This window comes from Ensifer sp. LC11, from assembly GCF_001695835.1.
GTDB lineage: Bacteria > Pseudomonadota > Alphaproteobacteria > Rhizobiales > Rhizobiaceae > Ensifer.
The window spans coordinates 173,456-185,320 of record NZ_MBSO01000073.1 but is presented as its reverse complement, the minus strand read 5'-3'; the positions used below and the strand labels follow the sequence as shown (position 1 = coordinate 185,320).

Below are 11,865 nucleotides of genomic sequence, written 5' to 3'. Positions count from 1 at the left end.
CGGAAATGGGACGGAATTGGGACTTTGCCGATCACATCAGCTGGTCGCCTCGGCTGGCCGTCTCAGGCAGCCCGCGCGGCTTGCGGAACCAGGCGTGCAGGAAGTCGACCAGCGTTCTGACCTTGGCCGGCAGATAGCGCCGGTGCGGATAGATCGCATAGATGCCGCGGTCGCGCGGCAGGAAATCGTCAAAGAGGGTCACGAGCTCGCCGCTCGCGATCTTCGGGCGGGCGATGAAATCCGGAATGATCGAGATCCCGATGCCGGAGACGGCAGCCCTGAGTGCCGCAAGCGGGCTGTTGACCTCGATCGGACCGCTGACGGGAACGGTGAAGGCAGAGCCATCGGGCTCGACGAAGCGCCAGTTGGAATAGGAGCGACCATTGGTGTCGAGAATGCAGGGGATCTTGGAAAGGTCGGTTGGGTGGCCGATCGGGCCAACCTTTTCCAGGAACTCCGGCGCCGCGCAGATCAGCACCTGGAAATCGTCGAGCTTGCGCGCAATCAGCGTCGAATCCTCAAGCCGGGTGATGCGGATTGCGACGTCGAAGCCTTCTTCTACGAGATCAACGAAGCGGTCGTCGGAAATGATTTCGAGCGAGAGTTCCGGATGCTGCTTGCCGAAGTCGACGAGCGACTGGCCGATCTCGGCATCGACGAAGGTGCGCGGAGCGGTGATGCGCAGCCGTCCCTTGAGATCGGAATTGTTGGCGCGCACGAGATCGGCGAGGTTGTCGATCTCCTTGAGGATTTCAGATGCGGTGCGGTAATAGGTGTGGCCGGCCTCGGTCAGCGAGAACTGCCGGGTGGTGCGGTTGAGCAAGAGTGCGCCGAGCTCGTCTTCGAGTTCACGCACATATTTCGACAGCAGCGCCTTCGACTTGCCGACACGCCTGGCAGCGGCCGAGAACCCCTCGGCGTCCACGACATCGATAAAGGCGCGGATGCGGGTCAGTGTGTCCATGGCAATCTTTCTTTCGTGCTCTCAATCGCATTGCGCCGATTCGATGCGAACGCCCCTTTTTGCGCCGATGATGCCGACGACAGATTGTCCGTCGCTTGCGCCTGTCGCACCGGTTTCGGCGGATGCGGCCGTATTTCGAAAATAACGACGCCTTTTCAATAATTTACGGCAGTGACCGATCCTGTGCAGATCGTTCAATGTTTGTGAACACCGCCAGTTTTGCCCGGCTGGAAAAAAATTCAACTGCCGTCGCGAAAAAACTCTTGATTACGACAGGCTTTTTTCTTACCTACGCCCTTGCCCAAAGTCGCACGTGCCTGTGGGTGTCCGCCGACCCTCGATTAGGTGAGGGTATCGGTAAGGTACCTGGAACTAACCCCTCCAGTCGCTATTCCGGCCAACCGGGAAATGCGAGGACATCTTGAAGCAACGACGGTGCGGGCCTTTCTGGTGTCTGCCGGCTTTCCAACAGCCGGGGTTACTGAAGAGGCACACCTTCATTGCCGGAAGTGCGGTTGGGTTATCCCCTCCAATCCATGGCAGACAAAGCCGAATTGAAGCCTAGGCGGGCTTTGATTCACCGTTCGCGCATCGAGCGCATGCATGGTTCCGGGGTCTCCACCGGCTGGTTCCAGCGCATGTGCGCGTATGCCCTTTGTCCTCCGTGAAAGCGGAGCATTTTGGATCAGGGGAATATGGCCATGACCACCGCACGCATTATCGACTTCCTCAACACCCGACGACCCGAAGGTCCGTGCCTCGTTGTCGACCTCGACGTCGTGCGCGACAACTTCAAGGCATTCCGCCACGCGTTGCCCGACAGCTCGATCTACTACGCCGTCAAGGCCAACCCGGCGCCGGAAGTCCTGCGTCTTCTCGCCGGTCTCGGCTCCTCCTTCGATTGCGCGTCCGTCGCTGAAATCGAAATGGCGCTCGATGCCGGTGCGACCCCGAGCCGCATCTCTTATGGCAACACCATCAAGAAGGAGCGCGACATTGCCCGCGCCTTCGCGCTTGGCGTCAATCTGTTCGCGGTCGACAGCCACGAGGAAGTCGAGAAGGTCGCCCGTGCGGCCCCCGGCGCTCGCGTGTTCTGCCGCGTGCTCACCGATGGCGAAGGTGCTGAGTGGCCGCTGTCGCGCAAGTTCGGCTGCGTTCCGCAGATGGCTGTCGACGTGCTCGTCTACGCCCATCAGCACGGCCTCGTTTCTTACGGCGTCTCGTTCCATGTCGGTTCGCAGATGACGAAGCTCGACGCCTGGGATGCGGCTCTCTCGGATGCCAAGCGCGTCTTCGTACAGCTTGCCAAGCGCGGCATCGAGCTGAAGATGGTCAACATGGGCGGTGGCTTCCCGACGAAGTACCTGAAGGACGTGCCCACGGCGGAAGCCTACGGCCAGGCGATCTTCGGTGCGCTGAAGAAGCACTTCGGCAACAACATCCCCGAGACCATCATCGAGCCCGGTCGTGGCATGGTCGGCAATGCCGGCGTGATCAAGGCGGAAGTCGTGCTCGTGTCGAAGAAGTCGGACAACGACGCCCATCGCTGGGTGTTCCTCGACATCGGCAAGTTCGGCGGTCTCGCCGAAACCATGGACGAGGCGATCCGCTACCCGATCCGCACGGCGCGCGATGCCGACGACATGGAGCCTTGCGTGCTTGCCGGGCCGACCTGCGATTCGGCCGACGTGCTCTATGAGAAGAACATGTATCCGCTGCCGATCACGCTCTCGATCGGCGACGAGGTTCTGATCGAAGGCACCGGCGCCTACACGACGACCTATTCGGCCGTCGCCTTCAACGGCTTCGAGCCGCTGAAGGCCTATGTGATCTGATCCGGTCTGCTCCCGCCCTTGGGCGGGAGCGCCATTTCACAATTCTTGTTCGGTCCGCCTGAAGCGGTTTTGATGACGGGAGGCCCCGATGGCCGCTGTTGTTGACGCCCTGCGCGCATTCTTTGCGCCCACCACATTTGTAATCGATGCCGAAAATCCGGGCGATGTCGTCGCGCGCGAGACCCTGCTCGACCGTGCCATGGGGCCGGAGCGCCGGCGCAAGTCGTCGGAGAAGCTGCGCAGCGGCCGTCTGCCGGCCGAAGGCCTCGCCTTCGTCGCACGGGACGCCGATGGCCATGTGATCGCCACCGTCCGGCTCTGGAACGTCGAGGCCGGCGTCAGCCGCGAGGGCCATGCCGTGCCGGCGCTGCTGCTCGGTCCGCTCGCGGTCGATCCTGAGCACGAGGGCAAGGGCATCGGCGGCATGCTGATGCGCGCGGCGATCGAAGAGGCCAAGAACCGCGGCCACGGCGCGATCCTGCTCGTCGGCGACGCCGCCTATTACGAGCGCTTCGGCTTCTTTGCGAGCCGCACCCAGCATCTGGTGATGCCCGGGCCGTTCGAGCGCGACCGGTTCCTGGCGCTCGAGCTTAGGGACAACTGGCTTGAGGGCTCCGCCGGCATGATCGTCGCCAGCGGCCGCAAACTGGCGATGCCGCCGGTCCGCCGCGCGGCCTGACGCCTTTCCGTCTCCAACCCTGCGGGGGCGGTTTCTTGGCTGCTCCCTCTCCGGTCCAAAGCGATCAGTGAGGGAGCAGACACTCCGCTCATTTCACGACCGCGATATTGCGGACTTAGGCCACGTCGGCGGTGGCGTGCGCGTCGTAGCACACGAAGGCAAGCTTGTTGCCATCCGGATCACGCACATAGGCGGCGTAGAAGCCTTCGCCGTATTGCGGGCGGAAGCCCGGTTTTCCCTCTTCGCTGCCGCCGCGCTCCATGGCGGTTTCAAACAGGCGATCGATGATGCCGGCGCTTTCCACCAGGAAGGCGGTCATGGCGCCGTTGCCGACCGATGCGGGCTTGGAGTCGAACGGGTAGCAGGCGAAGAAGCGCGGCGCCTTGCCGTCGTCCTTCCGGCCCCACGAGGAAACCTGTTCGTCGCAATAGCAGCGCTCCTGGCCGATCAACGCCATTATCGGATCGTAGAAGCGCTCCGCCCGCCTCAGGTCCGTCGTTCCGACCATCGTATAGCCGATCATGCTTGTCTCCTCGTCTTGCCCATTGCGGTGGCCCGTTTAGCTGGCCCGCTTTCGGTGGCAAGTCGTCTCACACCTCCATTGGCCATGCAACAGCGGTAATCGGGATCAGAAGGAGCCGCCAATGCGGGCGACGATGGTGTTGGCGCTGTAGTCCTGCGTCGGATCGGTCTCTCGCTGCAGCGCGTGGGCATACTCGATTTCGAGCTGCGGCTTCTTTTCCGGACCGAGCAGCAGCTTGGCCGTGACGGTCTCAGTCTTCCGTTCGTAGAGATAGTAATAATAGGAGGCGCGGCTTACCTCATAGCCGAGGCTCGCCTTGACCCAGGGATTGAAACGCTGGGCAACCGATGCGGAGACGGTGCGGGTGAGTTCGGCAACCGCGTCGTCGATATCGTCGATAACGATGTCCTGACGAAAGCCGCTGCCGATCTCGAAGCCACCGGATGTTTCCCACCTGGCCTCTGCGCGCAGGTAGGGCTCGGTGTAGCGGCTGGTGCTGCCGAGGTCGTCGCTCATCAGCGTGATCATGCCGGCTTCGCCGATGAGGGTGAGGCCGACGTCGAAGCGGCGGGCATAGGCAAGCGAGCCGCGTAGTGTCGTTGCCGGAAAGCGAGTGAAGCTGTCCTGCTCGTTGCCGGGAATGATCGAACGGTTGTACTCGACGCACAGACACAGCTCACCACCGGCAACAGGGCGGAAGTGGCTGATGCCGAAGGTTGCGAGCGCCACGTCCGGATCGAGCTTGGTCGGGCGAATGAGGTCGGTGGTGAATTCGGCGATGCCGCGCCGCCGCTCGTCGTATTTCGCCGAAAAGGCGGTTTTGCCGCCGAAGCCTTCGGCCGTGACCTTCGCAGCGGTTTGCGTCGAGTAGTCGACGGTGCGGTAGCCGATGATATTGTTGGGCAGCTTGAGGAACAGATCGCCGGAATCGTTGCGGACCGCGGCCGCCTCGATCTCCACCAGCAGACCCTTTCCGAGCGGAAGCGAATAGCCGAGCGTGCCGCCGGTGAGATGCGTGTCTGCGAAACGAAAGTCGGTGATCCGCCGCTCGAACTGCCGGATACCATAACTGAGCTTGCCTTCGCCGAGCTCAAGGCTGCCGCGCAGGCCGAGCTTGCCTTCCCAAAATGGTCCGGACAGGACCTGCGGATCCTCGAAAATGTTGCTGCTGTGGCCGTAACCGGCCGAGTAGTCGAGCGTGGTTTCGCTCGCCGCCGGGGAGGTCGTCGTGAGGAAAGCGAGAGTGACTACGGCGGCCGGGAATGATCGCATCCCCAATTCCTCAATCGATGCCTTTATAAGGATATGATGGAGTTACGTGGTTAATAAAACTTTATGTTGTAATTAGCGTTGCCGAATATGTGCTCGATTTCGCGACGGGAGTCCCGGGCGGAGGATTGTGGTACAATCGCTAAAATTGCAGATGTTATGCTTAACTGTTTATTATAACTCGCTTTCTTACTTGATTAATGAAATGCTAATTTTATCCTCTGAGTTGTGTACAGCAGGTACACGTCAAACAGGAGGTAAACCCATGACGATCAAGACAGTTTGCATCGCAATCGCAGTTGTGGCCGCCACCGTTTCGCAGGCGTCGGCCGGTGGTCTGAACCTCGGAATCCTGTCCGGCAAGAAAGTCAACGTCCTCAACGGCGGTATCGCCAACGGCATCGTCGTCGCACCAAGCGTCGATGTCGGTAACGTGCTTTCCGACAACAACATCCTCAACAAGTCGCTGAACGGAATTCTCTCCGGCAACGACGTCGATCTTGGTCTCGGCATCCTGTCGAACAACGGTGGTGGCAAGCAGCGCCGCCACTAAGGGCCAGCGGGGAAAAGCTGGCATCGTTTTCCGCCGGCATCCCGCATCAGCTGCCAAGGGTCGCTCCGAAACGCGTTCGGAACCGATAACCTGTTCCAACTTGCACCGTGATCCGTGACGCAGGGATGTAGGGAAGAACCTTCAAGGTGTTCTTCTCCGCCGCGGCTCGCATGTGCCTCAAGACGAAGAGCGGATGGTGTCCTCGGCGCCATCCGCCTTTGCGTGCCGAGGCCGATCCTTGCTCAGCGACATACCATCGAGAAAGGCGCGGCCCCGCGCCGACAGACGATACCCGACGGTCAGACTTTCCGTGAGCCCGAGTTCCTTCAGTTTGCGGATGCGGGTCTTGAGCTTCTGCTTCTCTACGCCGATCGCGGCACCCAGTTCGGCGGCCGTCGTTCCGTCGCGGGCGGCGATCAGTTGCAGCACCGGAAGCGTCCAGGTCATGCCCGCGCTTTGGTCAAGGGCGGCGAGCTGGCGTTCGATTTTCGCGCGACCCTCGCTGTGAAGGTCTGTCGCTTCCCTGAGCGCGATGCGCGGATCTTCGCCGGCAAGGTGGAAGCGGACGCGATAGCAAAGGCCGTCCGGTCGTGTGGCAAGCTCCTTCAAAAGCGCGCTGCGATCGGCATGGCCCGCCTGACGGGCTTCGTTGTCCGAGACCGCGTCTTCATTGATTTCCTCGACGGCATCGATGGCAAGAACGCCGATCGGAGTGCGCAGCGTGCCGCCGGTTTTAACGGTGGGCCTCGTCCAGCGCCGAAAAGCCAGGGTCACGCTGCCATCGGCGATGCCGGCGAGAACCTTTTCGCGAAACAACATCTCAGGCGGTCGCGCGGCGATAGAGGGCAAGCGAACCCGCAAGCGCCAACAGGGCGCCACCGCACAGCCGGTCAAGCCAGACCGCGCTGGAGCGCTTGAGAAAGGCGGCGGCCTTTGAGCCGAGCAGCGCGTAGCCAAACATCACTGAGAGATCGACGGTGGCGAAGACGAGCGCAAGAATGGCGTATTGCGGCGCCTGCGGCAGGGTCGGATCGATGAACTGCGGCAGGAAGGCGCTGAAGAAGAGGTAGCCTTTGGGATTGGTGACGGCGACGAGAAAGCTCTTGAGAAAGATGGCAAGAACGGAAGCGGGGGCGGCGCCTTCCGCATCATTTGCGACCTGGATCGTCCCTTTCGAACGCAGAAGCATGATGCCGAGGAAGGCAAGATAGGCGGCGCCCAGCCACTTGACGACGGTGAACCAGAATTCGGACGCCGCCAGGAGCGCCCCGAGCCCGAGGGCGACTGCGCCGATAAGCACGAAATCGGAGAGCACAGCGCCGATCATGCCGGCTATCGCCCGCTTGACGCCATAGCGCGAGCCGTTGGTGAGTGCAAGCAGGACGGTCGGGCCCGGTGTCGCGATGCCGATGAAGGCAACCAGTGCGAACGCGAGTATCGTCATCTCGGTCATGATGTCCTCCTTCTCCGTTGCCTAGTCGTCCCACAGCTTTTGCGCGTGTGCAATGACCTTCTGGTGCGCGTGCGATCGCTGCATTTCGGGTCGAATTTGACAGCGCGGATGGCATCTCCTATGGAAGGGCAGGGCAAGGGCCCCTGCCGTCCGCGAGCGTCATGCTTTGGTGAAGTCCCTTCTTTGAGACACGGTCAGCCGAAACGGCATGCGATCGGTGGCAATGCGGGCTCCCATCTTCAGTGATAGCATGCCGCTTGTGGAGACCATCTCATGACGCGCGGATCAACCACGCTTCCCTCGCTCGACGCCCTGAAAGACCAGGCCAAACGCCTGCGCGCCCGTCTTGCATCCGAAGGCGAAACCATCAGCCATTCCCGTTCACTCGAACTGATCGCTGCCCAATACGGCCAGCGCGACTGGAACACGCTTCACGCCGCCGTCGGCAACCGGCCGCCGTTTAACCCCTGGATGCTCGGTTCACGGGTGAAGGGCCACTATCTCGGCCAGCCCTTCGAAGGCGAGATCCTGGGTGCCCAGGCGCTGGCGACGCATCCAGGACGCTATCGCCTGACGATGAAGTTCGATGAGCCGGTGGACGTTGTCACCTTCGAGAGCTTCTCGGCCTTTCGCCAGAGGGTGATCGCGACCGTAGACGAGACCGGGAGAACCGTCGAGAAAACCTCGAACGGGCGCCCGCAGCTCGAACTCGAATGGTAGTGCCGCCGGCGCCGGCGATCATGCGGGGATCCCGCTTTCGACCCAGGCACTGGCTCCCGATCAACGTCCTCGAAGCGAGAAGCTTCGGGGACGTTTTGCGTTCTGGAACCGAAGCCATAGGCGTCAACACACCGTGTGGTTTTGCGTGCTGCTCGTGGCGGATCCCTTGATTTTCGACCTAGTTGCGAATGAGTTGCATTTGCATTATTCATGTAGATGCGAATGATTTGCAAAAACGATACGTGACCGGTCGCGCGCAATCGCGTGCGCGGGCGTTACCCGATCGCGAAAAGCCGATCGAGCAAAGGGTCGAGGATGAGTAAGGGGACAGGACAGGACCTGCTGCGACGGCGCAGTCTCCTGATGGGCGGGCTGGCGGCGGCGGGTGGAACGGCCATCTGCACCAGCGGCGCGCTCGGGCAGCAGCCGGCGCCCCATGGCGGCCACGGCGCGCAGGCGGGGGCGGCTGCTGCAGACCCGATGCCCGCGATGGGGCATGGCGCGATGATGACCGTTGGCGATGTCGACAGCGCCGTCAACGGCTTCGACCCGACGGACATGCTGACCGACTGGGATACGGGGACAGTGTCGACGCTCCCCGATGGGCGGACGCTGCGGACCTTCGAAATAACGGCCGAGGATCGCGAGATCGAGATTGCGCCCGGCATCAAGTTTCCCGCCTGGACCTACAATGGTCGGGTACCGGGGCCGGCTCTGAGAGCCAAGGAAGGCGAGCGGCTCAGGATCGTATTCCGCAACTACGCGTCACACCCGCATTCGATCCATTTCCATGGCATTCACGCAGCGCGCATGGATGGCGTGCCCGGCGCCGGCATGGTCGACCCGGGCGACGAGTTCGTCTACGAGTTCGATGCCAAGCCCTTCGGCTGTCACCTCTATCATTGCCACGCCATGCCGCTGCGCCGGCACATCCACAAGGGCATGTACGGCGCCTTCGTCATCGACCCCGACCCGGAGCGTCGGCCGGAACATGCCGACGTCGCCCGTTCCAGGCTGCTCGGCTCGCCCGAAAATGCCGGTTGGCAGGAGCTTGTGATGGTGATGAACGCCTTCGACACCAACTTCGATGCCGAAAACGAGATCTACGCGGTCAACACCGTCGCGCATGCCTTCATGAAGCGGCCGATCCGGATCGTGCGCGACAAGCCGGTGCGTGTCTACCTGATCAACGTCATCGAGTTCGACCCGATCAACTCCTTCCATCTGCACGCCAATTTCTTCGACTACTACGACCAGGGAACGACGCTGACGCCAACGCTGAAGACCGTCGATCTCATCACCCAATGCCAGGCGCAACGCGGCATTCTGGAGTTCACCTTCGCTGAGCATGAACCCGGCCTTTACATGTTCCATCCGCACCAGACCGAGTTTACCGAACTGGGATGGGTCGGCATGTTCGACGTTGTGGAGGCGCTGGCATGAACGAGATGCTGCCGAGGACCGCGATCCGCGCGGCAAGGACCAATCTGGTATGGCTGGCGCTACCGCTGCTGGCCTTTGGTATCGCCGTTACCTGGATCCTGTCGACTGATCCGCTTTCAGGTTTCCGCAACGGTGCGCCACCGATCGAAAATCTGACCTTCGAGCGAACCGTGCTTGACGACGGCGGCCTTCGTCTGCTGGTTCGCGCCGGCGGTTCGGAACCGATGACCGTGGCGCAGGTTCAGGTGGATGATGCCTACTGGCAGTTCACCCAGGATCCGCCGGGTCCGATCGCGCGGGGCAAGGCGGCATGGCTGAACCTGCCCTTCCCGTGGATGCTCGGCGAGGCGCATGCCCTGAAGATTGTCACGAACACCGGCGCGACCTTCGCCCATGACATTGCCGTTGCCGTACCGACGCCGCAGGCGACATCAGGGCAATTGCTGCTGCAGGCTCTGGTCGGCGTCATCGTCGGCGTTCTGCCGGTGGCCGTGGGGCTGATGTTCTACCCGGTGCTGCGCGGCGTCGGTCGCGACGGCATGGCCTTCCTGCTATCGCTGACGATCGGCCTGCTCGGTTTTCTGCTGGTCGATGCGAGCGGCGAGGCGCTCGAGCTTGCCGGAGAGGCGGCGGCGATCTTCCAGGGGCCGGTCATGGTGGTGTTGGCGGGACTCGGCAGCTTCCTGATGCTGATGGCAATTGGCCGGCGAAGCGGTGCGCCGACGGGTCTGGCGCTGTCCACCTATATCGCGTTCGGGATCGGCCTGCACAATCTCGGCGAGGGGCTGGCGATCGGCGCGGCCTTTGCGGCCGGCTCGGCGGGGCTCGGCACCTTTCTCGTGCTCGGCTTTGCGCTCCACAATGTCACCGAAGGCATCGGCATTGCCGCTCCGATCCTGAAAAAGCGGCCGCCGCTGTGGGTCTTCGTCGGGCTCACACTGCTTGCCGGCGGGCCTGCCGTGATCGGCATGTGGCTCGGCAGTCTCGCGACCTCGGCGCAATGGTCGGCGCTGGCGCTTGCCGTCGGGGCGGGCGCGATCCTGCAGGTGATCGTCGAGGTGGGTGCCTACCTGATGCGCCAGAGCGACCGGCGGGGTGATGTCTTCCTGACGCCTCCCGTCATGGCCGGGCTCGCCGCGGGCGCCGCCTTCATGTATCTGACCGCCGCGCTGGTGAAGATCTGAGCCTTTCCGGCCTACCTACGAGTGCTGAACTTTCGATCGCTCGTCGGCAGAAACGGAAGGGCAAGCAGGGCGACAACGCTGAAAATCGCACCCATGACGAAGGTCGCAGCCGCGCCATATCCGTCCCAGAGCAGGCCGGCCGCAAGATTGGCGGCGACCACGGCCGCTCCGGTCGCCAGGTTGAACACGCCAAACGCGCTGCCGCGCAGATGGGAGGGGGCAGTGTCGGCGACGAGCGTCGCAAGAATGCCCTGCGAAAAGCCCATATGCAGGCCCCAGAGCACGATCGCCGCAAGGAAGAAACCGATGCCGTCGGTCGTTGCCAGCAGGAGATCGGCGGCGACGAGGAAGACGAGGCTCACGGCAAGCAGACCGCGCCGCCCGACGCGGTCGGAGAGCACGCCGACCGGATAGGCGGCGAGGCCATAGACCAGGTGCATGACGACCATGGTGATCGGGATCCAGGCGATCGAAAAACCAACCTCACCGGCGAGCAAGAGCAGGAACGCCTCGCTGAACCGGGCAAGGGTCAGCACCGAGGCGACCGCGATGACGAGCCAGACGGCCGGCGTGAGTAGGGTGATGTCCTTGAGGCTCGGAGTGGCCTTGCGTTTGTCGTCCGCCGGCGTCTTCGGTTCGCGCACGGCGGCCACGAGCAGGAAGACCGCGAGGAAGGCCGGCACGACGGCAATCCAGAACACGGTGGTGAAGCTGCCGCCGGTGGCCAGCATCAGGCCGATCGCCACCAGGGGGCCGACGAAGCCGCCGACGGTGTCGAGCGATTTCCTGAGTCCGAAGCTCGCACCGCGGATCTCCGGCGGCGTGACGTCGGCGATTAGCGCGTCGCGTGGGGCGCCGCGAATGCCCTTGCCGACCCGGTCGAGAAACTTGGCGCCGGCGACCATGGTGAGCGAGTCCGCAAGTGGAATGAGCAGCTTCGATAGCGCTGCAAGGCCATAACCGACGGTTGCCAGGTGCTTGCGGTTGCGGATGATGTCGGAGAAGGCGCCAGAGAAGAACTTCGTCACGGTGGCGACGGCAACGGACAGGCCCTCGATCAATCCGACCAGGGCGGCGGATGCGCCGAGACCGCTGACCAGGTAGAGCGGCAGCAAGGTCTGGACCATCTCCGAGGAGATATCCATGAGCATGCTGACGAAACCCAGAAGCCAAACGGTGCCCGGAATGGAAGTTGCCGGGCGCCAGGGTGAGGGAGCGATGGTCATGGGTGTCCGGATCGAG

12 protein-coding genes are annotated in these 11,865 nt (G+C 62.7%); 6 read left to right on the top strand and 6 right to left on the bottom strand.

Annotated features, from left to right (window positions below):
• Positions 1 to 31 precede the first annotated feature (31 nt).
• Entirely contained in the window at positions 32 to 964 is a 933-nt protein-coding gene (locus BBX50_RS29035) for a LysR family transcriptional regulator (protein WP_065778747.1), read from the bottom strand.
• Between the two features lie 695 nt (positions 965 to 1,659).
• Here BBX50_RS29035 and odc2 point away from each other — a divergent pair.
• The gene (gene odc2, locus BBX50_RS29030; protein ID WP_244513244.1) at positions 1,660 to 2,799 is read left to right on the top strand and encodes an ornithine/lysine decarboxylase; all 1,140 of its coding nucleotides are present in this window, start codon (positions 1,660 to 1,662) and stop codon (positions 2,797 to 2,799) included.
• A gap of 88 nt (positions 2,800 to 2,887) precedes the next feature.
• A complete protein-coding gene (locus BBX50_RS29025) occupies positions 2,888 to 3,478 on the top strand; it encodes an N-acetyltransferase (protein WP_065778745.1) in 591 nt (196 codons plus the stop codon).
• Between the two features lie 115 nt (positions 3,479 to 3,593).
• Here BBX50_RS29025 and BBX50_RS29020 read toward each other — a convergent pair whose 3' ends face one another.
• Both BBX50_RS29020 and BBX50_RS29015 read right to left on the bottom strand, forming a co-directional pair.
• Positions 3,594 to 4,001 carry a VOC family protein gene (locus BBX50_RS29020; protein WP_065778744.1) on the bottom strand — a complete coding sequence of 136 codons (408 nt, stop codon included), beginning with the start codon at positions 3,999 to 4,001 and terminating at the stop codon, positions 3,594 to 3,596.
• 105 nt (positions 4,002 to 4,106) lie between these two features.
• Complete coding sequence (locus BBX50_RS29015; protein ID WP_065778743.1) at positions 4,107 to 5,273, bottom strand: hypothetical protein; 1,167 nt, start codon at positions 5,271 to 5,273, stop codon at positions 4,107 to 4,109.
• A 262-nt stretch (positions 5,274 to 5,535) separates the two neighbouring features.
• Between BBX50_RS29015 and BBX50_RS29010 the strand changes: the two genes are divergently transcribed.
• Positions 5,536 to 5,823: a hypothetical protein gene (locus tag BBX50_RS29010; RefSeq protein ID WP_065778742.1), complete on the top strand. Its 288-nt coding sequence runs from the start codon at positions 5,536 to 5,538 to the stop codon at positions 5,821 to 5,823.
• A gap of 177 nt (positions 5,824 to 6,000) precedes the next feature.
• Here BBX50_RS29010 and BBX50_RS29005 read toward each other — a convergent pair whose 3' ends face one another.
• Complete coding sequence (locus BBX50_RS29005; RefSeq protein ID WP_065778741.1) at positions 6,001 to 6,642, bottom strand: hypothetical protein; 642 nt, start codon at positions 6,640 to 6,642, stop codon at positions 6,001 to 6,003.
• A 1-nt stretch (position 6,643) separates the two neighbouring features.
• Positions 6,644 to 7,276, bottom strand: coding sequence for a LysE family translocator (locus BBX50_RS29000; RefSeq protein ID WP_065778740.1), 633 nt, complete (start codon positions 7,274 to 7,276; stop codon positions 6,644 to 6,646).
• Between the two features lie 273 nt (positions 7,277 to 7,549).
• Here BBX50_RS29000 and BBX50_RS28995 point away from each other — a divergent pair, with 273 nt between their 5' ends.
• The 3 genes from BBX50_RS28995 to BBX50_RS28985 all read left to right on the top strand — a co-directional run bounded on the left by BBX50_RS28995 (position 7,550) and on the right by BBX50_RS28985 (position 10,623).
• Positions 7,550 to 7,996, top strand: coding sequence for a glyoxalase superfamily protein (locus BBX50_RS28995; protein WP_065778739.1), 447 nt, complete (start codon positions 7,550 to 7,552; stop codon positions 7,994 to 7,996).
• 315 nt (positions 7,997 to 8,311) lie between these two features.
• The gene (locus tag BBX50_RS28990) at positions 8,312 to 9,439 is read left to right on the top strand and encodes a multicopper oxidase domain-containing protein (protein WP_065778738.1); all 1,128 of its coding nucleotides are present in this window, start codon (positions 8,312 to 8,314) and stop codon (positions 9,437 to 9,439) included.
• Positions 9,436 to 10,623 (top strand): metal transporter, encoded by a 1,188-nt coding sequence (locus BBX50_RS28985; RefSeq protein ID WP_065778737.1) that lies wholly within the window; start codon positions 9,436 to 9,438, stop codon positions 10,621 to 10,623. The genes BBX50_RS28990 and BBX50_RS28985 overlap by 4 nt, the downstream gene beginning before the upstream one ends.
• 11 nt (positions 10,624 to 10,634) lie before the next feature.
• On the opposite strand, the gene BBX50_RS28980 is transcribed toward BBX50_RS28985, so the two are convergent.
• Positions 10,635 to 11,849 (bottom strand): MFS transporter, encoded by a 1,215-nt coding sequence (locus tag BBX50_RS28980; RefSeq protein ID WP_065778736.1) that lies wholly within the window; start codon positions 11,847 to 11,849, stop codon positions 10,635 to 10,637.
• Positions 11,850 to 11,865: the final 16 nt, after the last annotated feature.

Excerpts from the sequence above, each read along its gene's own strand:
- BBX50_RS28995 (WP_065778739.1), top strand. The coding sequence starts at position 7,550 with ATGACGCGCGGATCAACCACGCTTCCCTCGCTCGACGCCCTGAAAGAC.
- odc2 (WP_244513244.1), top strand. The coding sequence starts at position 1,660 with ATGGCCATGACCACCGCACGCATTATCGACTTCCTCAACACCCGACGA.
- BBX50_RS29000 (WP_065778740.1), bottom strand. The coding sequence starts at position 7,276 with ATGACCGAGATGACGATACTCGCGTTCGCACTGGTTGCCTTCATCGGC.
- BBX50_RS29035 (WP_065778747.1), bottom strand. The coding sequence starts at position 964 with ATGGACACACTGACCCGCATCCGCGCCTTTATCGATGTCGTGGACGCC.
- BBX50_RS29015 (WP_065778743.1), bottom strand. The coding sequence starts at position 5,273 with ATGCGATCATTCCCGGCCGCCGTAGTCACTCTCGCTTTCCTCACGACG.
- BBX50_RS29005 (WP_065778741.1), bottom strand. The coding sequence starts at position 6,642 with ATGTTGTTTCGCGAAAAGGTTCTCGCCGGCATCGCCGATGGCAGCGTG.
- BBX50_RS29010 (WP_065778742.1), top strand. The coding sequence starts at position 5,536 with ATGACGATCAAGACAGTTTGCATCGCAATCGCAGTTGTGGCCGCCACC.
- BBX50_RS28980 (WP_065778736.1), bottom strand. The coding sequence starts at position 11,849 with ATGACCATCGCTCCCTCACCCTGGCGCCCGGCAACTTCCATTCCGGGC.
- BBX50_RS29020 (WP_065778744.1), bottom strand. The coding sequence starts at position 4,001 with ATGATCGGCTATACGATGGTCGGAACGACGGACCTGAGGCGGGCGGAG.
- BBX50_RS29025 (WP_065778745.1), top strand. The coding sequence starts at position 2,888 with ATGGCCGCTGTTGTTGACGCCCTGCGCGCATTCTTTGCGCCCACCACA.
- BBX50_RS28990 (WP_065778738.1), top strand. The coding sequence starts at position 8,312 with ATGAGTAAGGGGACAGGACAGGACCTGCTGCGACGGCGCAGTCTCCTG.
- BBX50_RS28985 (WP_065778737.1), top strand. The coding sequence starts at position 9,436 with ATGAACGAGATGCTGCCGAGGACCGCGATCCGCGCGGCAAGGACCAAT.